The 22,007-nt window shown below is 72.6% G+C and carries 26 protein-coding genes; 10 read left to right on the forward strand and 16 right to left on the reverse strand.

Features of this window, described 5'->3' with window-relative positions:
- Positions 1–47: 47 nt before the first annotated feature.
- The 4 genes from AB0I11_RS28170 to AB0I11_RS28185 are packed head-to-tail and all read right to left on the reverse strand — an operon-like array spanning position 48 to position 8,663.
- Entirely contained in the window at positions 48–971 is a 924-nt protein-coding gene (locus tag AB0I11_RS28170) for a hypothetical protein (RefSeq protein ID WP_357327096.1), read from the reverse strand.
- Entirely contained in the window at positions 968–2,050 is a 1,083-nt protein-coding gene (locus AB0I11_RS28175; protein WP_357327099.1) for a hypothetical protein, read from the reverse strand. Before AB0I11_RS28175 ends, AB0I11_RS28170 begins: the two co-directional genes overlap by 4 nt.
- Entirely contained in the window at positions 2,028–5,843 is a 3,816-nt protein-coding gene (locus AB0I11_RS28180; RefSeq protein ID WP_357327102.1) for a hypothetical protein, read from the reverse strand. The genes AB0I11_RS28175 and AB0I11_RS28180 overlap by 23 nt, the downstream gene beginning before the upstream one ends.
- On the reverse strand, positions 5,844–8,663 hold the full coding sequence (locus AB0I11_RS28185; RefSeq protein ID WP_357327105.1) for a hypothetical protein: 2,820 nt from the start codon (positions 8,661–8,663) through the stop codon (positions 5,844–5,846).
- Between the two features lie 77 nt (positions 8,664–8,740).
- Between AB0I11_RS28185 and AB0I11_RS28190 the strand changes: the two genes are divergently transcribed.
- The 10 genes from AB0I11_RS28190 to AB0I11_RS28235 all read left to right on the forward strand — a co-directional run bounded on the left by AB0I11_RS28190 (position 8,741) and on the right by AB0I11_RS28235 (position 13,760).
- Positions 8,741–9,823 carry a helix-turn-helix transcriptional regulator gene (locus tag AB0I11_RS28190; RefSeq protein ID WP_357327108.1) on the forward strand — a complete coding sequence of 361 codons (1,083 nt, stop codon included), beginning with the start codon at positions 8,741–8,743 and terminating at the stop codon, positions 9,821–9,823.
- Between the two features lie 15 nt (positions 9,824–9,838).
- Positions 9,839–10,045, forward strand: a complete 207-nt coding sequence (locus AB0I11_RS28195) for a DUF397 domain-containing protein (RefSeq protein WP_357327111.1) — start codon at positions 9,839–9,841, stop codon at positions 10,043–10,045.
- 268 nt (positions 10,046–10,313) lie between these two features.
- A complete protein-coding gene (locus AB0I11_RS28200) occupies positions 10,314–10,583 on the forward strand; it encodes a hypothetical protein (RefSeq protein WP_357327114.1) in 270 nt (89 codons plus the stop codon).
- Entirely contained in the window at positions 10,580–10,786 is a 207-nt protein-coding gene (locus AB0I11_RS28205; RefSeq protein WP_357327117.1) for a hypothetical protein, read from the forward strand. Before AB0I11_RS28200 ends, AB0I11_RS28205 begins: the two co-directional genes overlap by 4 nt.
- On the forward strand, positions 10,783–11,157 hold the full coding sequence (locus AB0I11_RS28210) for a zinc ribbon domain-containing protein (protein ID WP_357327120.1): 375 nt from the start codon (positions 10,783–10,785) through the stop codon (positions 11,155–11,157). The genes AB0I11_RS28205 and AB0I11_RS28210 overlap by 4 nt, the downstream gene beginning before the upstream one ends.
- 58 nt (positions 11,158–11,215) lie before the next feature.
- Positions 11,216–11,434, forward strand: coding sequence for a DUF397 domain-containing protein (locus AB0I11_RS28215; RefSeq protein ID WP_357327194.1), 219 nt, complete (start codon positions 11,216–11,218; stop codon positions 11,432–11,434).
- Positions 11,435–11,607: 173 nt separating this feature from the next.
- Positions 11,608–12,462, forward strand: coding sequence for an N-acetylmuramoyl-L-alanine amidase (locus AB0I11_RS28220; RefSeq protein WP_357327123.1), 855 nt, complete (start codon positions 11,608–11,610; stop codon positions 12,460–12,462).
- 32 nt (positions 12,463–12,494) lie between these two features.
- Positions 12,495–12,827: a hypothetical protein gene (locus AB0I11_RS28225; RefSeq protein ID WP_357327126.1), complete on the forward strand. Its 333-nt coding sequence runs from the start codon at positions 12,495–12,497 to the stop codon at positions 12,825–12,827.
- Positions 12,808–13,410, forward strand: coding sequence for a hypothetical protein (locus AB0I11_RS28230; RefSeq protein WP_357327129.1), 603 nt, complete (start codon positions 12,808–12,810; stop codon positions 13,408–13,410). Before AB0I11_RS28225 ends, AB0I11_RS28230 begins: the two co-directional genes overlap by 20 nt.
- Positions 13,411–13,433: 23 nt before the next feature.
- Positions 13,434–13,760 carry a hypothetical protein gene (locus tag AB0I11_RS28235; protein ID WP_357327132.1) on the forward strand — a complete coding sequence of 109 codons (327 nt, stop codon included), beginning with the start codon at positions 13,434–13,436 and terminating at the stop codon, positions 13,758–13,760.
- Positions 13,761–13,979: 219 nt separating this feature from the next.
- On the opposite strand, the gene AB0I11_RS28240 is transcribed toward AB0I11_RS28235, so the two are convergent.
- The 12 genes from AB0I11_RS28240 to AB0I11_RS28295 form a co-directional block, all read right to left on the reverse strand.
- The gene (locus AB0I11_RS28240) at positions 13,980–16,163 is read right to left on the reverse strand and encodes a hypothetical protein (RefSeq protein ID WP_357327135.1); all 2,184 of its coding nucleotides are present in this window, start codon (positions 16,161–16,163) and stop codon (positions 13,980–13,982) included.
- 361 nt (positions 16,164–16,524) lie between these two features.
- The gene (locus tag AB0I11_RS28245; protein ID WP_357327139.1) at positions 16,525–16,782 is read right to left on the reverse strand and encodes a hypothetical protein; all 258 of its coding nucleotides are present in this window, start codon (positions 16,780–16,782) and stop codon (positions 16,525–16,527) included.
- Positions 16,783–16,784: 2 nt separating this feature from the next.
- The gene (locus tag AB0I11_RS28250) at positions 16,785–17,135 is read right to left on the reverse strand and encodes a hypothetical protein (RefSeq protein ID WP_357327142.1); all 351 of its coding nucleotides are present in this window, start codon (positions 17,133–17,135) and stop codon (positions 16,785–16,787) included.
- A 12-nt stretch (positions 17,136–17,147) separates the two neighbouring features.
- Positions 17,148–17,579, reverse strand: a complete 432-nt coding sequence (locus AB0I11_RS28255; protein ID WP_357327145.1) for a hypothetical protein — start codon at positions 17,577–17,579, stop codon at positions 17,148–17,150.
- Positions 17,579–17,833, reverse strand: a complete 255-nt coding sequence (locus tag AB0I11_RS28260; protein WP_357327148.1) for a hypothetical protein — start codon at positions 17,831–17,833, stop codon at positions 17,579–17,581. Before AB0I11_RS28260 ends, AB0I11_RS28255 begins: the two co-directional genes overlap by 1 nt.
- A 5-nt stretch (positions 17,834–17,838) precedes the next feature.
- Positions 17,839–18,381: a hypothetical protein gene (locus AB0I11_RS28265; RefSeq protein ID WP_357327151.1), complete on the reverse strand. Its 543-nt coding sequence runs from the start codon at positions 18,379–18,381 to the stop codon at positions 17,839–17,841.
- Positions 18,378–19,157, reverse strand: a complete 780-nt coding sequence (locus AB0I11_RS28270; protein WP_357327153.1) for a hypothetical protein — start codon at positions 19,155–19,157, stop codon at positions 18,378–18,380. Before AB0I11_RS28270 ends, AB0I11_RS28265 begins: the two co-directional genes overlap by 4 nt.
- Positions 19,158–19,165: 8 nt before the next feature.
- Positions 19,166–20,107 carry a hypothetical protein gene (locus tag AB0I11_RS28275; RefSeq protein WP_357327156.1) on the reverse strand — a complete coding sequence of 314 codons (942 nt, stop codon included), beginning with the start codon at positions 20,105–20,107 and terminating at the stop codon, positions 19,166–19,168.
- Between the two features lie 138 nt (positions 20,108–20,245).
- Complete coding sequence (locus AB0I11_RS28280; protein WP_357327159.1) at positions 20,246–20,533, reverse strand: hypothetical protein; 288 nt, start codon at positions 20,531–20,533, stop codon at positions 20,246–20,248.
- The gene (locus tag AB0I11_RS28285) at positions 20,533–20,916 is read right to left on the reverse strand and encodes a hypothetical protein (protein ID WP_357327162.1); all 384 of its coding nucleotides are present in this window, start codon (positions 20,914–20,916) and stop codon (positions 20,533–20,535) included. Before AB0I11_RS28285 ends, AB0I11_RS28280 begins: the two co-directional genes overlap by 1 nt.
- The gene (locus AB0I11_RS28290) at positions 20,913–21,419 is read right to left on the reverse strand and encodes a hypothetical protein (RefSeq protein ID WP_357327165.1); all 507 of its coding nucleotides are present in this window, start codon (positions 21,417–21,419) and stop codon (positions 20,913–20,915) included. Before AB0I11_RS28290 ends, AB0I11_RS28285 begins: the two co-directional genes overlap by 4 nt.
- Entirely contained in the window at positions 21,416–21,964 is a 549-nt protein-coding gene (locus AB0I11_RS28295) for a hypothetical protein (RefSeq protein WP_357327167.1), read from the reverse strand. The genes AB0I11_RS28290 and AB0I11_RS28295 overlap by 4 nt, the downstream gene beginning before the upstream one ends.
- Between the last annotated feature and the right edge of the window lie 43 nt (positions 21,965–22,007).

Genomic DNA, 22,007 nt, shown 5'->3' on the forward strand with positions numbered 1-22,007 from the left:
GATTTCGCGGTCCGGGGCTGCGCTGTTTCCAAGGCCAGGTCAGGCGGTCAGTAGATGACCTCCACGACCACCAGGCCGCCCTTCCCCGGGCCGCCCGTCCGCGACACCGAACTCGCGATCGCGCCGCCACCACCGCCACCCCACCCGTCAGACTGCGGACCGTTCCCGCTCGTCGACACGGGCGACGCGCCGCCGGGACCGAGCAGCGATGAGCCACCCCGCGCCATGAACAGGTGCCGGTTGTCGAGGGTCCGGCCCGGGCCGCCGGCCTCACCGGGCGCGTTGCGCACGTTCCCCCCGTTCGCGCTGCCGCCCGCACCGCGCCCGCCCGACGTGTCCGTCGCGTTCGCGGTCACGCCCCCGCCGCCCAGGCCCCCGCCGGCAGTCCACAGCCCGCCGAAGCTCGTCGCGCCGCCCTGCCCGCCGGCCGCGCCCGCAGCACCGGCCGCCCCGCCGACTCCGACCGTCACGTCCACCTGCGCCGGCAGCTCCGCCGCCGCCCACACGCTCTCGCAGTACCCGCCGCTGCCGCCGCCCCCGCCCGCGCCGTTGCCGCCGGTCGCGCCGGTCACCCCGCCGCCGCCACCACCGCCGCCGACCCCGTACGCCCGGATCCACCGCGCGCCGGCCGGCACGGTGAACGTGCCGTCCGCGGTGAACGTCTGCACAGGCCCGGTCGGGGCGCCCGCACCCGGCGAGCCGACCAGGCCGACGATGTGGTTCCCGGCCGGCGGCGTCTTGAGCACCATCACCCGGGCGCGGACCGGAACGGCGCCGATCATCGACGTCACCCGGATCGCCTGGGTGTCCCCGTCGTGCAGCGCCCGGATCGTGCCGTCGCCGGCGACGCTCGTCACCGTCGCCGGCCTCAGCCGCCACGTCAGCCCCAGCCGGATCGCCTTGTCCAGCACCGCCTCGGCGAGCGCCTTCACCGGCACCGCCAGGCCCGCCAGCCTTCCGCCGTCGCTCACGCCTCCCCGCCTTCCGTCTCCGGGTACGCCCGCCGCAGCGTGTGCCGCATCTCCCCGCCGGGTGCCAGCGGCATCGTCCAGCCGACCTCCAGCCACTTCGCCCCGTCCCAGCGCACCACCTCGTACGCGTCGTGCCGCGGGTCCACGGGGGTGCTCAGCTCGACCACCTCGTACACCGTCTGCTGGAGCCCCAGCGTCCGCGCGTACACCGTCGCCTGCGCCTGCGACCGCACCTGCACGTCGACCGTCTTCGGCAGCACGAACCCGCGCTGCGCGATCGAGTGCGGCGCCGACGCCGGCACGTCGTACACCCCGACCACCGGCTCCGCGTCCGAGCCCGGGTCGTTCGACACCACCACGAAGCGGTTCGGCGCGGTCAGCAGATCCATGCCCCGGGAGATCGACCCCCGCAGCACCCGCCGGGAGGCGTCCAGGTCGATCGTCACCGCCTGGTCGGCCGGGTCGAACGCCCGCCGCATCCGCAGCCAGCCCCGATGGTTGAACCACGGCATGAAGTACCCGCCCGACGAGGCCAGGTCCCGCAGCGCGTTCGCCCGCGACGTGCCCGGCGACCAGGCCGCCACCGACGTGAACTCCGTCGCGTCGACCACCAGCTGCCCGATCGGCAGGCCCTCCACCAGCCGCGCCGCCACCTGGTCGACGAGCTGCCCGCCCGCGTCGAAGCCGACATCCAGCTCCTGGTCGACCACGAACATCTCGTCCAGCAGCGTCAGCGGCGCCGTCGACCCGGCGCTGGTCACCAGGTCCGCCGAGTCCGACACCAGGTAGCGGCCCAGCTGGTACGCGCTGCCGTCGCCCAGCACCATCCGGGGCGCCACCCGGTCGGTCAGCTGGTTGATCCGCTTCGCGTCGTCCACCCCGAGGGTCACCCCGGACAGCCGCCGCGGGATCGTCGACGTGCTGTCGTGGCTCAGGCTCGGCGACGTGTCCCGCAGCGGCGTCAGCTCGGCCCGCCGCACCCCGGTCCGCCCGTCGATCAGGTCGAATCGGAACGACGCCGACCGCTGCCCGCGCCAGGCGGGCAGGTCCAGCAGGTCAGGCGGGGGCGCAGATACCACGGCCGTCCACCTCCCACACGTTGCCCTGCGCGTCGGCGAACTGCGTCGTGCCGGCCGGCTGGACCTCGAAGGCGGGGCTGGCGAGCAGCGGCCCGTCGACGCCCTGGCGCACCTCGGCCCGGGCCACCGTCACGGCGCCGGTCAGCACCACCGCCAGCTGCCCCGGGTCGAGCGTCGGCGGCTCCGGCGGCGCCGACACGGTGCTGAACGCCGTCCACGCCACCCCGTCGTCCGAGGCCCAGAACTGTGCCACCCCCTGCCCGGCGACGTCGTTGCGGTACGTCACCCGCAGCCACCGCCGCTGCCGGGTCACCACCAGCTCCCGCGTCTCGTCGCAGCCGGTGAACCCGACCGGGCCGCCCCACAGGTTGAGGCAGGTCTGCGCCGCGTCCGCGGTCAGCTTCCAGCCGGTCGCGCCGCCGTCGTTGTCGGTCCGCGACAGCTCCGCCGTCCACTGGTCGCCGGTCGGCCGCAGCTCCACCCGCAGGTCCAGGTCGTTCGACGTCGGCTGCCTCACCGACAGGTCGCCGACCTTCACCGTCGGGGCCGCGTTCGTGTTCCCGGCCGTCAGTACGCCCCGCACACCGACCTGCCCGACGCCGGCGATGGCGGTGTCCTTCACCGACTGCTCCCACCGCGCCATGTCCTGCCCGTCCGGCCACACCGCCACCCGGACCGCCGCGTCGCGGACCTGCAACCGCATCCGGTACCACGGCCCCGCCTGGTAGCTGAGCAGGTTGATGCCGTCCGTCGCCCGCACCGTCGCCAGCGCCGTGACGTTCGTCAGCGCGCCGCCCACGATTCGCTCGATCGCCACGCCCAGCTTGCCGTCCGTCTGCGCGGCCAGCCGCGCCCGGTAGTGGGTGTTGTTGGTGGTGGCCCGGCCGATCAGGTACGCGTTGATCGGCTGACCCGTCGCCACCGCGCTGAACTGGAACCGCGCCTCGACGTCGACGTCCTCCCAGCCCGCGCCGACGAGCGCCGTCCGGGAGCCCCCGCCGGCCAGGTTGATCGTCGCGGCCTCGGCGGCCACCGAATAGTCCGCGGCCGCGCCCTCGATGATCGTCCAGCCGTTCCCCAGGCCGCCCGTCACGTTCCGGTTGAACAGGTCCTCGAACACGAACGGGGCGAGGCCGGCCGCCGGCGCCGGCGTGCTCGCCGTCACCGACGACACCTGGCCGTCCGGCCGCAGGCCCTCGCACGGGGCCGGACCGCCGTCCAGCGGGGCCGGCGTCGCCGTCACCTCCACCACCTGCACCTGCGCCAGCTGGAGCTGCCCCGCCTTGCGGCGCTTCACCGACGCCGACGGCACCAGCAGCGTCGACAGCCACCGGTTGTTCAGCTCGTCCCGCACGCACACGTACGGGACCGTGTCCCACGCCAGGTCGCGCAGGTCGGTGAAGCCGCGGTCCATCGTGGCCGGCGGCACCGCCGCCGTGTTCACCAGCACCGTCCGGGTGAACTCGACGCCGCCGCGCTCCAGCGGCCGGAACGCCGTCCGGTAGTCCCGGTCGAACATCTCCTGCAGCTCGACCTGGCCCGCCTCGGGGAACGTGAATTCCTCGACCGTTGACCGGTCGAAGTTCTCGACGTACGCGAGGTTCCCGGCCGGGTTGTGGTTGCTGGTCAGGATCAGGACGCCGGTGTCGACGTTGCGGCCCTCCACGCCCGGCGCGGCGATCGTCGCCGCCACCGGCGGCGACCACGGCCCGGCGATGCCGAGGCGGTGCACCATCCTGATCCGGTACCGCGACTCGACGCCCACGCGCGCCTCGTAGTCGTCGACCGCCGTCACGGACGGCTCGACCACCTTCGCGATCGCCTCCCACTCGTCGGCGGCCATCGTGTCGTCCTGGCGCTGCACCTCGTAGAAGCCCCAGCCGGCCACCACCGCGGTGTTGACCGCCAGCCACGACAGCCGGTGGTAGCGGATGCCGGTCGGGATCTTCGCCGCCGGCCGGTTGCACTGGTCGTCGACGACGGTCAGCGGCTGCACGGCCGGCTGCACGTCGAGGCCGAGCACCCCGTCCATCTCCTGCGCGAACATCAGCGTCAGGTCCGCGGCCTGGTCCCGCTGCCCGTCGTACGCGGCGTACACCTGGGCGTCGTCGCCGTAGGTCGCCGCACCGGCGCCCCCGGGACCGACGCCGACGGACCCGTACGACTCGATGGCCGGGTCGGCGTCCGCGCCCAACACCTGCCACGGCGCCTGCGGGTCGGCGTTGCTCGTCCACGCCCACCAGCTGATGTCGCCCACCCCGCCGGACAGGTAGGGCGCGGGCAGCCGGACCGTCACCTCCCGCCAGCCGTCGGCGATCTCCGGCAACGCGTCGAACTCCTCCACCGTGATCCGCGCCGGCGTGCTCAGCGGCACGATCGGGTTGTCGCCGTCGACCATCGTCAGCTCCAGCGGGTCCAGGGTGCCGGGCATGTGCCGGGCATAGAAGCGGGCCCACACCCAATCGCCCACCTGCGTCTCGACGATGTGCTGGAAGGTGTCCGACGTCCCCGTCTCTCGGGACACGGTGGCCACCACCTGCTTCATGTAGGTGTGGCTGCTCAGCTCCGGGGTGCCCGGCGCGACCGCGCCAGTCAGCAGCAGGATCGACGGCATCTCCTGCACCGTCTCCTCCGTCGGCGTCTGCCCGGCGCGCAGCGTCTTGCGCAGCAGCACGCCGCGGTGCGACGGGAACGGCTCGACCGACCCGAGCCGGTCGACCTTCACCGGCACGGGCGATGCCACCGACTTCTGCCCCACGTACGCCTGGCCGACCGTCACCACGTACTCCTGCCCGGCGGTGAGCTCCACACCGCCGACCATCTTCTGCACCTCCCACAGCGGGACGTCGTAGTAGAACCCGGTGACGGCGGCGGTCCCGGGAGGGATGACGCCGGTGGGCCCCTGCGAGATGTCCAGGCCGCCGCCGCCGATCCTGTTCTCGACCCCGTACGTGACCTCCAGCGCCAGGTAGTGCACCTTGAACACGGCGCCTGCCGCGGCGGCCGCGCTGGTCTGGAGCCGCACGTTGATGTTCGTCCCGCCGGACGTCGCCAGCGCGCTCAGGCCCGCCGCCACGGGGCCGGTGCCTCCGACGTTCACCGCCCGCCACGGCACCCGGCCCCGCTGCGCCGTCGGCGCCGCCGTGGTGTCCCACCACGGGTTCAGCTCGCCCAGCCTGGACCGGCCGATCGCCGTCCCGCCGTAGTGCTCGGCCGGGCCGTTCAGCGTCTCGTCCATGATCCAGTTGACGCCGGCCGACGGGCGCTCGAGGCCGAGGGTCAGAGCAGGGGCCAGGTCGGCGAACGGGCCCGAGATCACGTACAGCACCGACAGGTCGAGGATCCGCCGGCCCGACAGCTTGAACGCCGTCGGCGAGTACGTCGTCTCGAACCAGAACCGGGCCGCCGCGTTCGGGCCCGTCAGGGCGATGTACCGCGGGTCCGCCGGGTTGCTCACCGCGTCGTTCGGCGTCGACGAGCCGCCGGCCAGTGTCGCCCCGGTCAGCAGCGCACCCGACCCGCACGGGATGACCAGCTTGCGGACGGGGCCGGTGCCGGCCACCCGGCCCGCCGGGTACAGGTTGACCAGCAGCTCCTTGCGGTCCGCCAGGCCCGGCGGCGGGCTCGACAGCTGCAATCGGACCCGCCGCAGCCCATCGCCCGCCGGGTGGGTCGTGCGGGCCCGGAGGGTGTAGCCGACCTCGCTGGCCGTGTCGAGCTGCACCTGGTCCGCCACCAGCGGCGCCCACTGCATCCCCAGCACGTAGGGCCGGTCAGGGTTGTACTCGCCCACTCAGATCGTCCTCACGGTCGTGGCCACGTCCCTGCGGGCCAGCGTCTGCAACACGCCTTCGCCGACCGCCCGGCCGGTGTCCAGCGCTTCCTGCCTGCTCGGCAGGACACCCTCGAAGGTCACGCGGATCGCGTCGCGCCCGAACACGACCGACCCGCCGCCGTCTCCGCCGAGCAGGCGCATCAGCCCGGACTGCTCGGCCAGCTCCCGCGCCCGGCGCGGCCGGGCCAGCGGCACCACCACCTCGTCGCCGGCCTCGCCACCGACGAACAGCGTTGGCCGGCGCAGGATCGCGCCGTTGGCCAGCATCGGGATGCGCGGCAGCGACCCCGGCAGCTTGGCGTCGATCGACGCGATCCCCGAGTTGATCTTGCCGATGACCCGGTTGATGAACCCCTTGATCGCCGACGTGATCGACCCGGCGACGTCGCCGATGAACCCGCCGACGTTCTTCAGCCCGTTCATGAACCCGCTGATGAGGCTCTTGCCCGCCGACACGAACTTCCCGGCCAGCCCGGCGATCCGGCCCGGCACGCCGCTGATGAACGACACCAGGTTGCTCACGCCGCCGGACGCTGCGCTGCGCGCCGCGTTCATCGCCGACGACAGCGCGCCGGCCATGATGCTCGGCAGCCGCGAGAGGCCGGACATGACCCGGCCGGGCAGCCCCGTCACGAACGTCACCACGGCGTTGATGCCCGCGGTGGTCAGCGCCCGGGCGCTGGCCCACAGCTGGGTGAAGAACCCGGCCAGCAAGCCCGGCAGCGCCTTGAGTCCGTTAAGGACGAGGCCGGGCAGCGTCGTCACCGAGAAGATCAGCAGGCCGATGCCGACGCCCACGGCCTGGAGCGCCATGGCCAGCGCCGAGGTGAACAGGTTCCACAGCAGGCCCGGCAGGCTCGCCAGGAAGGCGCCGATCTTCCCGGGCAGCTCGGCGAACCACTGCCCGATCGACGTAAAGAACCCGACCACCGCGTTCCACGCCGACGAGAACGCCCCGCCGATCGCCGACCCGACCCCGGCCCAGTCGATGCTGGCCAGCCAGCCGCTGATCTGCGACAGCCAGCTCGACACCCCGGACAGCGGTTGCAGCAGCCAGGTCAGCGCCGACGCGATCGCCGAGATCAGCGGCGCGATCGCCTGCGCCGCCAGGAACTGCAACAGGATCGCGGCGAGCTGGATCAGCGGCGCCGCGACCTGGATCGCCATGGTCGCGAGCTGCGCGATCACCCCGATCAGCGGGGTCAGCGCCACGACGATCTCGATGATCGGCGGCAGCAGCGACACGATCGTCGGGATCAGCGGCATCAGCGCGTTCACCAGCACCCCGGCCAGCGGTGCGACCTGCGCCAGGATCGGGGCGAGTGCCCCGCCCAGCGCGGCCACGACCTGGCCCAGCGGCGGCCCCAGCTGGGTGAACAGCTCGGCGAGCAGCCCGGCGGCCGGGGCGAGGACCGCGGAGAGCGTCTGCCCGATCTGGAGCAGCACCGGGGTCAGCGCCGACACCAGCGGCCCGATCAGCGGGCCCAGCGCGCCCAGCGCCGTCGCCAGCGGGCCGATCAGCATCGTCACCAGCTGGCCGATGACCGGCAGCAGCGGCGCGACCGCCAGCGCGATCGACGCGATCACCTGCGCGATCGGGCCCAGCGACGGGGCCAGCGCCTGGATGCCCACCGACAGGGCGGACAGCACCGGGCCGAGCGCCGCGCCGAGCGTGCCGATCGCCGGCCCCAACGCCGTCGCGACGGCCTGCAACGCCGGCACGACCGCCTGCACCAGCGGCATCAGCGCCGGCACGATCGACTGCCCGATGATCCCCAGCAGCGTCATCAGCACCGGCGACAGGCCCGACGCCGCCGCGCCCAACGCGGCGAACACCCCCTGCAACGCCGTCGCACCCTCCGCCGAGGCGAAGAACTCTCGCAGCGTGCCGGTGGCCATCACCAGGTTCCCGAGCAGCCCGCCGCCGCCGGCCGCCTGGCTGACCGCCTGGAACACCGAGCTGAGGATCCCGCCGACATTGCCGGCGACCTGGCCGAGCTGCCGCAGGATGCCCAGCGCGGTCTGGATCGCCGCGGTGGCCGCGCCGCTCTGTGCCATCGCCGACAGCCAGCCGCCGAACTTCGCCGCCAGCCCGCTGGCCACACCGGACAGCTGGCCCAGTGACGGCAGCGCCACCACGACTATGTCGCGGAACCCGGCCAGCAGCGGCCCCACCGCAACGGCCAGGTTCGCCACCGCGTCCTTCGTCGTGCCGAGCACGCCGCGCAGCACCGACACGGTGGCGCCCTCGCGGGCGAACTCCAGCGCCCGCCGCGCCGCCAGCCCGAACTCGGCGGCGACGCCCGCAAGGCCGGTGCGCAGCGGCCCGGCCAACACCGAGGCGGTCTGCTTGACCTGCCCGATCATCGGGGCGGCGAACGCGTCCTGCGTCGCCGTCCGCACGCCCTCGATCGCCGGCTGCACCGCCATGAACTCGCGCGCCAGCTTCTGCGCCTGCGGCGACAGGTTCTCCAGCGCCTTCTCGAACGCCTTCGCGTCGCCCTCGGCGACCGCGCCCAGCGCGTCCCCGAAGCCGGCGGTGGCGATCTTCAACGCGCCCATCGCCGCCCCGAAGACGGCCGCCGCGCCGGGCGCCGCGAACGCCGCGCCGCTGACCTGCGTCAGGGCACCGGCCAGGCCGACCAGGCTGCCCGTCGCGCTGGAGGCGACCGCGCCGAGCGCCCCGATCTTCAGCGCCTTGTTCAGCCCGCGCTTCAGGTCCGGCGCGAACTTCTTTACGTCGCCGATGATCTCGATATACGCCCGACCCAGCGCCACGCTCCCAGCCTAGGCCAGTCTCCGCGGTCGCAATCGTTCACTGTGACCGGATAGCAATGCGGCAGTGAGCTGCACGCATGACGAAGGGCCTCGGTGACGCAACCGAGGCCCTGCGCCGTTCGCTCATCCAGCGAGCCCGACCCGTTCCGCGCCGGATCGCCACCAGCCTAACGACGCCGCGCCGAGCACCGGAAGACGCGCGCCGATGGCCGCCGTTCGGCGCATACGCGTACCCTCACGGTGCGGCGTGCCAGGCTGGCACGGTGCCAACAGTCGGAGGTGCAGGCCACGTGATCAGTCCCCTCGCGCGACGGCTTCGGCTCGGGCACGCCATCCGGGAGCTGCGAGATGCGGCCGGCATGACCAGTGCGCAGCTTGGTCGCGAGGCCGGGCTGGACCGTACCGCAGTGTCGAAGGTGGAGAACGGTGAGCGCCGGCCGCTCGACACCATCCTCAAGCTGCTGGACGTGCTCCTGCCCGAGGGCGACGAACGGTACCGCCGGCTTCAGCGAGTCGCCCGCGACGGGCTTGCCAAGGGCTGGTGGACCGCGCAGGAGTTCGCCGCCATGGGTGCCCGGCAGGCCCGCACAGCCGAGATCGAGTCCGGCGCCCGCACAATCCGTGAGTACCAGACCTCCATGCTGCCGGGCCTCGTGCAGACCGAGGCGTACGCCCGCCACCGGAGCCAGGTAGCGCTCGAAGACGGAGCCGACTTCGACCTCAACGGCACCGTCGCCGGCCGGCTGCGCCGGCAACAGCAGATTTCCGGCCCGGACGGGTCGGAGTACGACGTCGTGCTGGAACCGCAGGCCATCGAGCGGCTACCCGTGCCGCCCGCTGTGATGCGGGAGCAACTGCACCACCTGCTCACTCTGGCCACGACCAGGGAGAACATCAGCGTCCGCGTCCTGCCGGTTGACGCCCGGCTCGGCCGCGGGTACGTCCCGCGCTCCCCGTTCTCCCTGTACGCCTACCCGGACCCCGAGGACCTGACGCTCGTCGCCGTCGACACCGTGACGGCCGACCTGCTGGTCACCGAGGCCCGGGAGGCCCAACGGTACGCAGCCATGTTCGACCAGCTGCGCGCCGCCGCGCTGTCCCAGGAGGAGAGCGCGGACCTCATCCAGAAGGCGGCCGACGCCTTGGCTGCCGAAGCCTGACCCGAGGAGCCACCCATGTCCGATCCACAGTTCACACCCTGGCGGAAGTCCCGCCGGTCCGACGGCGGCCAGAACTGCGTCGAGGTGTCCGACGCCGTTGACGGCACTTCGGCCCGCGTCCGCGACAGCAAGGACCGCAGCGGCCCCGTCCTCTCCTTCGACGCCGCGAGCTGGACGTCGTTCATCGATGGCGCGAAGGCCGGGACGTTCGACCTGCGCTGACCTACTCCACTCCGAAGGGGCCGGCACCGTACGGTGCCGGCCCCTTCTGCGTCCACGGACGACAGACACACGCAGTCAATCTGCGCGTTCCCCTTGTGACATAGACCGGCTCCGTGCCATGCTGGCACCGTGCCAGCCAGCACAGTGCCGAGATGGCACCGTGCCACGCAAGACCATTCGCGAGAGACAGCACCCCTGGGGGCATCTCATGGTCCAGCTCGGTCTACGCGCACCACAGGAGCCCGCCACAAGGGACACAGGCCCAACCGTGCTCCCGGCGGACGTGCCGCCGCCACCGCCCGGCGAGCCGGTGCCGACCTACGGCTACGTCGTCCTCTCCCCCGCCGAGCGCCTGGTGGTCGCCGGTCACATGCTCGCCGTCCACGAGCCCGACGGCCCCGTCATCCGCCTCTGCCGCTCGTGGCCGTTCCTCGCCGTCAACGACCGCGACTGCATCTGGTGCCACAACCCGTGGCCGTGCAACGCCGCGAGCTGGGCGGAGCAGGTCCAGGTCGACGACTACGGCTGGGCGCTGTGACCGCCCCCGGCCGGCACCGCCGCTGGACCCGCTGGCTCCGCCGCCGCGCCACCCCGGACCGCCGGGCGTCGGGACCCGAAGCTGACGCCCGGCCCACCACCCCGGCCGCCCAGCCCTCCTGGAACGGGCCGACGCTCATCCTCTCCACCACCGTGCTCACCACCCCCGCCCAGCGGTGGCGCGGCAACGGGGGGCGGCCATGAACACCACCCGCCCCGGCCTGATTTCTGGCGGCTCCCTGTGCGGCCGGGCCGCCGCCTGGAGCCGGCGACCCATGGCCGCCAGCACCGACCCGTACCTGCTGCGCACCCTGCTGTGGTGCGGCCGGTGCGACGTGCCCATGCACCCGAGCCCGCACTGCGGCGAGCGCACCTACAAATGCCCGCTCGGCTGCCGCAAGGTCCCGCTCTCCGCCGAGGCCATCGAGGCGGTCACCTGGACCGCCGCCGAGCGCCGTGCCACCCTCTCCGGCATCGCCCCGCCGTTCCGCAAGTCGGTGCTGGAGCAGCTGCTGGTCAAGGTGATCCTCCGAGCCAACGCCCCCGACGACCTGCGCTACATCTGGCGCACGTAAACCCGCCCGCCGCGACGGGAGCGGCCGGCAAAGCAACCGAAGGAGCACCAGCGTGGACATGCACCAGCGGCCGATCGGCCAGTGGTTCAAGTCCAGCAAGTCTGGCCCCAACTGTGACAACTGCGTCGAGGTCCAGTTCCTCGGCGGCGGCAACGTCGAGCTGCGCAACAGCCGCGACCCGCAGGGCCCGACCCGGGTCTTCGACGCGGGCGAGTGGGACGCCTTCATCGCCGGCGCGAAGGCGGGCGAGTTCGACCTGCCCGCGCACGCCCGCTGACCCGGAGGCCGGCCCCAGCGTCGTGGCCGGCCTCCGCACGACCCCCGCCGGTCGCCGCTGTCCGCGCAGCGGCGGCCGGCGGGCCTGCTTCCAGCCCCGCGCCCGTCACCCCGGGCGCTACCGTAGGAGCCGCTGTCCCCCGACAGACGATCCACGCTGCCGGGAGGACATCAGTGGACATCATCAGCCGCGCCGAATGGGGCGCCCGCCCACCCGAGTCCCGCTCGACCGTGCCCTGGTCGAAGCGGACCGTCTTCATGGGGCACTACTCCGCCGCGAGCGCGACGCAGACCCCGCGCCAGATCCAGGACTACCACATGAGGGTCCGGGGCTGGAGCGACATCGGCTACAACTTCCTCATCAACAGCGTCACCGGCGACCTCTTCGAGGGCCGAGGCTGGACGACGTTGGGCGCGCACTGCGAGGGCCACAACACCGAGGCGATCGGCGTCTGCATCATCGGCAAGGACCAGGCCGGCAAGCAGGACGTCTCCGACGCTGCCCGCCGCGCCTTCAAGTGGCTCTACGAGGAGGCCAACGACCGCAAAGGCCGGCGGCTCACGCTGCTCGGCCACCGCGACCGCGGTTCCACCTCCTGCCCCGGCGACGAGATCTACGCCTGGCTCAAGGCGGGCCTCCCCATCGTCGGGTCGACGCCGGCCCCGCAGCCGAAGCCGCCGGCCGCCGGCCGGCCTGCGCCGGGCACGCCGATCGCCTTCCCCTTGCCCGCCGGCTGGTACTTCGGCCCGGCGTCCGGCCCGGCCTACTCGGTGTCCGGCCTGCACGAGCGCTACTTCCGGGGCCGAACCGACCGCGCCTGGCTGCGCGAGTGGGCCACCCAGCTCGGCCGCCGGGGCTGGTCGATCGGCAAGGGCAAGCGGTGGCTCGGCGACGCCGGCAACGACGGCATCTTCGGCCCCGAGTACCGGGCGCTCGCCGACGCGTTCCAGCGCGACCAGCGGCTGGACGTCGACGGGCTGATCGGCCGCAACACCTGGGACGCCGCGTACCGCAACCCGGTGCGGTGAGCGCCCAGCCGGTCCGGTGAGGGGGCAGGTAGGTGTGGCTGGCGGCGCAGATCGTCAGGGCCTCCGGCGGGGACGTCTCCGGCCTCACCGTGGCGGTGGGGGCCCTGGCGGTGCTGGCGACGGTCGTCACCGCGCTGCTCGGGTTCCGGGGCACCCTGCGCACCGCCGACGTTCAGCGGGAGGCCAACTTCGACAAGCGGGTCGACGAGCGGCTGACCCGGCTGGAGGAGCGCAACCAGTTCCTGGAGTCGGAGCTGGCCCGGTACCGCGACATGTACGCGCGGCTGCGGCTGGACGTCTTCGCCGCCGGCCTCGACCCCGACGAGCTGGGCAGGAGGTCCGCCGGTGACCGGGCGCCACGGTGAGCCGCGGTCGTACGGGCTGCTGACCGACGAGCCGGGGCTCGTCGTGCACAACCCCCGGCGGCAGCTCGCCAAGCTGCTGGTGCTCTACGCCGTGCTGCCGCTGCTGTGCTCGGCGGCGGCGGCGTACATCGCCGTCACCCTGGCCAACGCCAGCATGGACCGCCGGGTGGCCGCGCTGGAGCAGGACCAGGCCCAGCGGCGGCAGGCCGCCGCCGCAGCGGACCAGGCGCGGGACGCCCGGCTGGCCCAGACCCGCCGGGACCTGTGCGTCGTCCTGGACCGGGTGGTGCCCCGGGATCCGCCCGTGCAGGACCTTCGCCGCCGGTACGGGTGCACCGCCCCAGACCCAACCCCGACCCCGCCCCCGCCGCCCGTTGGGGGCGGGCCCGGACCAACCTTCAGCACGGTGCCGGGCGCGCGGGTGGAGACGTCGGGCGCGCCCCGCCCGGCGCCAGCTCCCGGTCCGACCGGCCCGGCCGGACCGCCGGGCCACAGCGGGCCTCCGGGCCCGCCGGCACCCACGCCGACGCCCCAGCCCAGCCCGGCGCTGGTGTGCGTGCCGCTGCTCGACCTGTGTGTGTGACCAACCCGAGGAGGGACCGACCCATGACCAACCCGAAGCACGCGCTCCCGAGCACCCAGACCCGCCACCCGTGGCGGGCCACCGCGCGGACCATCTTCGCCGCGGTGGTCGCGCTGCTGTCGCTGCTGCCGACCATCGCCGCCGTCGCTGGCATCGAGGCCATGCCGCTCGTCGCCCAGGCCCTCGCCGTCGCCGCCGCGGTGACCCGCGTCCTCGCGATCCCCGGCGTCGACGACTTCCTCCGCCGGTACCTGCCGTTCCTGGCGTCGGCGCCGGCCGGCGAGGTGGCGCCGCCGCTGCCCCGGCGCGAGCCCGGCAGCGCCCTGTTCCGACGCGACGGCTTCCGCTGATTGCAATTGGGAAGGAGGACGGTCCGGGCTCGGGGCCGCCCTCCTTCCACCTGGCGCCCCCGGCCTGGGTGTGGAACGGCATCCAGGGAGCGGACGCCGGCCAACGCCAGCAACGCACAGCCGACGGTCACCCAGACCCGGGGCCGTCGCGGTGCCGCCTACTGCCGTTGGCGACTGCTCGCACCGCTGACGCCCCTTGCCAACCGCCTTCTGGCCGGTTCAATTGCGGGTCTTGGGTACGCGGATGGGTCGCGGAGTGGCTCGCTTCATCTCCTGCAGTGGTACAAGGCGCATCGCGGCCTGGTCAAGCACCGGATCCGGTCCCGTAGGGCGGTTGTCGTAGAGCAGTCGTTGCAGGTCCCTGCCGGTGGGATCGAAGAGCATGCAAGTGGCCCGATAGGCGCCCATTTGATGCTTCTTGGCTTGTAGGTATGGCCATAGATAGGAGACAGCAGCGTCTGCATCTTCCTCTGGTCCTCGACATGCCCAGACGAGCAGCACGTGCTTGCCGGAAGTTTCTCCCATCAGATGCGTCATTGAATGGTGCTGCCGGTCGCGCCGTACAAGTTTGGCGAGGTCCCCGGCGTATCGGCCGAATGTCCGTTGGACTTGTCCGTTGCCCTCCAACAGCGAGGTTGTTGTCGACAGCCAGCCGGGGGCCCCGGTTCTGGTGACCTCGTCGACGAGCTCGACGAGCTTTTGATCGGCGATGAGTCGCGGCTTTTCTGCCGGCGTCGCCGTCGGGCTGAGTTGCGATTCGTACCAGGCGTCGAGTGGTTCAGTGTGGCTGGTGACCAGCTCGGGGCGTTGTGCGGCGAAGCGACGCAGGTCCGCGGTGGACGGGGGCCCGGACCACGGCAGCGCCTCTGCTGTCTGGTGCGGGTCCGGTTCGACATAGAGGCCTCGGGCGAGGAAGAGCAGGAAGAGGTCAAGCTCGTCCACAGCCCTGTACTTCCATGTCGCTTCTGGCTGGGTGCGGCGGCGCAGGTAGAGCAGCAGTTCGCAGGGGCGGTCCAGCAACTCGCAGACGATGCGCAGGTCGTGCACCGACACGGTCCAGGGGATATGGTCCGGCTTGAGGATGCCGGCGGCGACCAGCATGGTTGTCGCGGTCGTGACACCGGACAGATCTTCGAGCCCGACCGCGATGGTGTGTATCTCGCGGACCCCGCTGACGTCGATCCACTGGTCGTCATCGAGCCGTATCCGCCGGTCGGTCATGATGCGCTCACGGAGCCGCGCGGCCTGGTTCGCCGCGTCGGTCACAATGTCGCGCAGCTTTCCCCGCAGCCGGCGGGCGACGCCGCCGCGTGCCTCGGCTGTCAGCGCGACGGACTTTACCTCGATGATCAGCGCGACGTCGTCGACGAGGATGAGGCCGTCGCCTTCGACGCGCTTGGTGAACGTTGCGGGATCGGTCTGGGGGGTGGCCGCTTTCGGGTCGGGGACGAAGTAGTTGAACCCGCGGAAGACTTCAGCACCTGGGAGCACGCCGGCCAGCAGATCGATGGCGCGGGTCTCGACCCACTCGCCACGGTGATCCTTGTAGGTTTCCCAGCGGTTGGCTGCTTTGAGCCTGGTCTCGATCACCTCGCGTACGGCGGGCAGCGCGAGCGCGTCGTGGACTAGCATCCGCCGGCCCTGCGCGTCGGCGACGATCGGCGCCGTACGCAAGGGGTTGTCCCCCCGGAAGAACCTATCGAGGGTCTCATCGAGGTCGGCTAAACCGGTCAGGGTAAAGGCATCGAGAACAGCCTCAACGGTGGAGCGCTCGTAGCCGGTGTGCTGGGCGATGGCGTCAGGGTCGATGACGGTCGCGTCGGCGATGTTCATGGTGAGGTCTCGTGCCGCGTCGAGGACTTGCTGTACGGCTGCGCGATGCTCCTCCGCTGGCAGCTGCTCCTCGTCCATGTCGTGGCTCCGCCACGACATGATGTACGGGAGGCTCGCGTCCCGAGCTGCCTCCATGCGCGAAAACCGCTTCGCTAACTCCCTGATTGACAGCGATCGGACTGCTTCCATCACGTTGACGGCTTCCAAGCCCGTGAAGCCCAGCGTGACCCGGCAGTCGTCGTTTACGGCCGGATCGCCGAACAGGCCACGCAGGGTGTCCAGCAACATATGCGGATACACCGGGTTGCGAAGGGTGATTTCACGTTGGACCGAGTGGAACAGGATCGCGCTCTCCGCATCTGACGGCGGCGAGTCAAACAGCGCGATCATGTTGCCCGCGGCCAGAGCCTCCCGAGCAGCCGCCTCCACATACGGTGGCAGGAACTCGGACTGGTCAGCCGCTGCAGAGACTTCAGCTGTGGAGGAATCTCGACACACCAGCGCCAGTGCGATCAGCTCCAGGACCGCAGCCGACGGCTCGGCTCCGCTAGTGGCGCTCTTCATGATCATGGCGACACGGACACCCGAAACGACTTTGACCAGATCGAGACCGCACGCCAGCCGAGCGACCTCCTCGACCGCCGCTCGCAGATCCGCCCGCGCCGCTGCGGCAGCCTCCTCGTGACTGCTGGCCGACTCTACGTACCGAGCGAATCGCCCATACGCCTCTGCAACTGCTACCTCTGTCGCGGATGGGGCGCGCTGGCCCATGCGTGACCTGTGCGTGCCGGCTCGTTGCCTCTTCGCGCGACGCGCGCGCCGCTTCCGTCTGCTGCTCATCGCCTGCTCACGCCGGCAACATACCTCTGGCGGGCGACAGACCACTGCCCGCAATCCTCCACCGCAAGCCCGCGCCGCTTCCGGTTACCCATCAACTGGACCCTGCCAGCGCCCGGGCGAAACTCTGGTCGGTCTCCTCGTCGGACCACTCCTCGCGGCCCTCCAGCTCCACCTCGACCGGCGGGGCCTCCAACGCCTGCCGGAACTTCGCCACGTCCTTCTCGTCGCCGCCCTCCACCCACCAGGCGTAGATCACGTCCAGCAGCGACGGCAGCGGCAGGTCCAGCGGCTCCCGGCCGGTCCGCATCAGCAGCGTCCCGTGGAACTCGGGCCAGCGTTTGACCGCCAAGGTCAGGAGGCGCTGCCCGACCCAGTAGGGCGGCCGGACCACTCCTCGCACACGTGCTGGAAGATCCCCATGGCGTCGGTGAAGTCGAAGCTGTCGTCGGTGGACAGCAGCCGCTTGCGGAACACCGTCAGGCTCTTCGGCTCCAGCGTCTGCTCGAAGAAGTCGAGCACCGCCGCCACCTGGTCCGCCTCTGACCGGCTCGACGAGGCCGCCGCCATCAGGTACGCCAGCTGCGCGTCCTTCGGCGCCCGGCACACCATCTCCACCCCGTCCAGCTTGAAGGGCACGTCCGGCAGTTTCCTCTCGCCGTCGGACTGCTTCGCCACCTTCGCGCTGGTCGTGAACTCCCGCATCCTGCTTCCTCCCTACGAGCGAACGAGCCGGAACCCCTCCGGCACCGCTACCTCTTCCATCGCCTCGCGCAGCCACGGCTGCGCCCGCGTCCCCGGGTGGTTCACCAGGCTGGTGAACACCACCTGCCCGCCCGTCTCGAACCGCAGCATCCCGCCCGGCCGCCGGGGCCGGATGACGTGCGCCCCCGTCCCGTCGTGAACGGCCGCCGCGTACTCGACGTCGTTCTCCACGAACCCGTACACCTGGCCGCCCCGCACGCCGACCTCCTCACGGTGCGCCGCCCGCAACCGCCCGGTGTCCACCGGGCACTTGAGCACCGCCCGGGTCCGCACCTTCCGGGTCACGCTGCGGACGAACGCCAGGACCGGCCCGGTCGGGCCGGTCAGCAGCTTGCGCACCTCGCCGGCGAACAGGTCGACGCGCGGCCGGACGACCACCGCCATCAGCGGCGGGCTCTCCGCGTCTTGCCGTCGCCGTCGGCCTCCGTCGTCGGCGCCGGCGTCGGCTGGCTGGCGTCCGGCGGGGCCAGGTCCGCGGTCGCCGCCTGCTCGGCCGCCTCGCCCTCCAGCACCTCGTACCGGCCGGCGTCGACGAGCGTCGCCAGCCGCGGCCCCCACTCCAGGTGCAGCACCGCGCCGTCCGCGACGCCCGGCATCGCCGTCAGCGCCTTCACCGTCACCTTCTGGCCCTTGCGCATCGGCCTCACTCCTCGCACACGCAGATGTTCGTCATCACCGCGACCAGGACCTCCTGGCCGACGCAGCCGCCGGACGGGCCGACGCTGGCCTGCTCCCCGATCCACACCGACTCGACGGTCGGCAGCTTCTGCAGCTCGCACAGCACCGTCCGCCGGACCCGGCCGGCGTCGTCGGCCAGCTCCGCCGCGCTGCGCTCGAGCTGCGCCGCCGTCGGCGGGTTCCCCGCGTCGTCGGGGCTCGGCGCGCACCGCGCCGTCCCGGCGCCCATCTCCACCGCCCAGAACACGCCCGGGTCGCCGCCGTCGTCGAGCGGCGTGCCCCGCCCGGCCGGGAACTCTCCGGCCAGCACCGGGTACGTCCGCACGATCCGCACCCACGCCTGGCCCTCGCAGCACGAGTCGATCGCCACGTCCCGGCCCGGCACCACGGACACCACCGCCGGGGTGCCGCCGAGCGCCCCGTCCAGCGCGCCGCCGATGAGCTCGCGCAGCCTCACCGCCACCGGCCAGGCCACGTCGTCGACGGGCTCCACCACGGGCTCGGTCACGACGTCCTCCTTCGTCCTCGGTCCAGGTCCGGCGACCACACCACCGTGTCGCGGGGCAGCCGGTTCGGGTTCACCACCCGCAGCCACTGGTCGACCTCCGGCAGCCCGGTCATCCCGTCCCGGGCGAGCTGCGCCGGGTCGACGAACGTCTGCTGCACGCCCTGCCGCACCAGCGACTGCACCCGGCGGGGCAGCCGGCACGTCGTGTCGGCGACCATCGCCTTCGCCGCCTCGCAGGCGTACGCACCGGCCGCGACCTGCCCGCCGCCCGGCACCGGGATCCCGCGCTGGTAGGTGACCGCCCACGCGCCCGGCTGGTCGTCGGCCGCCGTCAGGTCCTGCCCGGTCGGCCAGCTCCCGCCGTCGGTGCGCACCAGCCACCGGCGGTCATAGACGGCGTACGCCTCGGCCGGCACCACCTGGCCGTCGATGAGCACCCGCACGATCGCGTGGACCGGGCCGGGCAGGCTCAGCTCCTGCCCGACCGGCCCGCACGCGCACACCCCGGCCGGGCAGCCGCAGAACGCCACGGCGACGCTGCCGTACGGCAGGCCCAGCCACGACTCCCACCGCCGCCAGGCCTCACCGTCGCCGCGCCGCACCGGCCGCACCGTCGACTCGCACACGCCGAACCGGCGGCCGGACAGCGCCCACAGGACCTCGGTCGCCAGGTCGGTGGCCGCCTTCCGGACCGCCTCGTCGTGCTGGTCCCAGCCCTTGCAGTACGCCGTGTTCAGCGGCCAGTCGCACGGGCCGGTCCGCGCCGGCTGCGTCACTGTCTACCTCAGACGGCCGGGGCGACGAACGACTTGAAGCGCTGCGACCCGCTGGCCGTGTGCGTGACCGTCACCAGGTAGGTGCCGGCCGCCGCGTACTGGTGGGTGGCCGTGGCCGCCATCGCCGGCCCGGCCGACGACGCCCCATCGCCCCAATCCACCGTGTACGCGTCGTCCGGCGCGGCCGGCACGTACGTCGGCGCGAACTGCGCCGTCATGCCCGTCGGGTCGGTGGCCTCCTCCGTCACGGTGCCGTCCGGCGGCCGCACGGTCAGCCCGCACGTCGGCGCCGGCGGCGGCAGGTACGTCCAGTCGAGGTGCAGCAAGTCCTGGTCGCCCATCGGGTCCATCAGGGCCTCGACGCCCGTCTTACGCAGGTAGACGTCGTACGGCCCGACAGCCCACCCCGGGTTCTCGATCGCCTTGCCGGTCAGCGTGAAGCTCGCCGCCCCGTTCTCGATCGTGAAGTCGCCGATCTGCCCGTCGATGATCTGCGGGAGCAGGAAGTAGCCGAACCTCGGCCGCTGCAACGACCCGGCCACGCACTTCTTGAGCTGCGTGCCCGACCACACCTCCAGCGCCACCGCGCTGTCGAGGTTCACCGCCGTCGTGACCCTCATGCCGGTTGCGTTGCCGTCCTCGTCGAGCACCACCGGCATCCCGGTGAACAGGGTGTACAGCTCCGGGTCGACCCGCCCGGCCGTCACCGTCACGTTGTACAGCTTGATCCGCCGGCGGGCCGGCTCGTAGACCAGGCTGTCGCCGTTGGCGTCCTTCTGGTCGATCTCCTCGCCGTCGTCGACCTCGGCCGCGTACTCGACCGAGACGAAGCCCTTCGACGTGACGTGGACCGGCCATCCTCCGGCGCCCAGGATCGGGTCGCCGCACACCCCGAGCCTCGTGGCGCGGAGCATCTTCCCCTTCACCGGGGTGTCGCACACTGCGGTCATCTGGCATCCCTCAACAGCGAAGGTCCATGCCCGGCCCGCAGCCAGCGGCGAATACCCCGTCAGCGTAGCCGAGACAGGGCCCCGCCCAAGCGGAGCGGGGCCGCACCCGGCTGGGTGCGGCCCCGCTGTCTGCGGCCGTCAGCTCAGCGTCCGACCGTCAATCACCTCCAGCTCGGCCCCGAGTTCGGCCACCCTTGCCTTGACGCTCTCGGCCACCTCGTCCCAGGCCTCACCGGTTACCACCACGGCGCTGCGGCTGTCGCCCTTGATCCACGTCACCATCACCGCCGTGCGGACGTCGAGGACGTGGCCCGTCCGCTCGCAGAGGATCTGCCGCATCACCGCGTGCCGCAGCACCTCCCGGTTCAGGAACTTCTCCCGGTCGGCGTCGTTGTCTGCCATCAGGGCCGCCAGCACGTCGTTCATCAGTACCTCCCCGCCGGGACGGGGGCGCTCAGCCGCGCCGTGCCCTCGACGATCCGGCCCCGGCAGCCGCCGCACACCACCTCGGGCACCCCGCCCTGCGCCAGGTCGACCGGCGTCTGCACGGCACCCTTGCAGCCCTGGCACCGCAGCGGCAGCAGCCGGGGCAGCCGCATCCCCAGCAGCAGCATGTCCCGGGGCACCAGCGTCTCCCTCGGCGCCCCGCCGCGCGGCAGGATCACCAGGTTGACGCAGGTCGGGAACTCCCGCACCGACTGCACGTCGGCGATCTCGATCAGCTGCCCGAACAGCAGCACCTCGTCCCGGCGCCTCAGCTCGTCCGCCCGGATCGGCTGGCTGCCCGGTCCCCTCGTTCCAGCGGTCACGCCGCCGTCTCCTCTCGCTCCAGCCAGCAGAACCTGGCTTCCACATCGACCACCAGCTGCGCCGTCAGCTCGGCCCACACGTCGGGCGGCAGCGTCGCCAGGTGGTGCCACCGGCCGCGGTGCGCCGCGTAGACGTGCAGCGCCCCCAGCCCGTGCTCCCACAGGTAGGCCCACCGCTCGTCGGCGGCCGGCGTCTCGCCGAGCTGCCCGACGAGCGCCCGGCCGCACCGCCCCTCGTGGACGCCGCGCCCGACGCCCTGCACGTACCGCCACTCGCACGGGTTGTGCTCCGTCACCTGCGCCGGCCACCCCGTGGCGGCCAGCACCGACCAGTCCCGGCGCAGCAGGACCTGCACCAGCCGCGCCGTGTTCCCCTGGAAGCGGCCGTCCCACATCGCCCGCAGCTGCGCGAGCGTCCAGCTGGGCTGGCCCTCCAGGTCGACGGGCCGGGCCCGGTACCACCGGCCGCCGCCCGGGGCGAACTGCCCCACCAGCGCCCTCACCGGCCCGACTCCATGAGCCGGATGCGGGTCACGTCCCGGGCGGCCCGGCGGACCGCCTCCATGTAGCCGCGGTAGTCGGACGCCCGCCACTGCGCCGCGTAGCCCGCCTTCTGGACCTCCAGCAGGTCGAGGGTGGTCAAGCTCGGCAGCTCGTGCAGCGACCAGCACGCCCACGCCTGCCACCGCTTCGCGCCCGTCTCGGGGTACACCCCCAGGTAGACGTGCAGCCGGTGGCCGCCGAACAGGTACGCCCACTCGCGGTCGCCCGCGCGGGCCTCGGCGATCCGGCCGGTCTGCGGCGGGTAGCCCTCGGAGGGCACGCCGACCATGTGGCCGGTCGGCCCGGTGCCGGGCACCGCGTACAGCCGCGACCAGTCGCACTGCAACAGCACCGTCGCCGCCCGCTCGGGGCTATGGCCGCACAGCTCGTGCAGCAGCACCGACAGGGCCGGGACGACCATCGTCGGGCAGCCGTCGTGCTGGACGTGCCGCGCCAGGTACGTGCCGTCGGCACCCTCGGTGCCGACCAGCGCGCGTAGACCCATGGTTTACCTCCACGTGAACCGGGTCTTACTTGGACAGTTACCT

It is taken from the genome of Micromonospora sp. NPDC050495 (assembly GCF_040655175.1).
Classification (GTDB): domain Bacteria; phylum Actinomycetota; class Actinomycetes; order Mycobacteriales; family Micromonosporaceae; genus Micromonospora.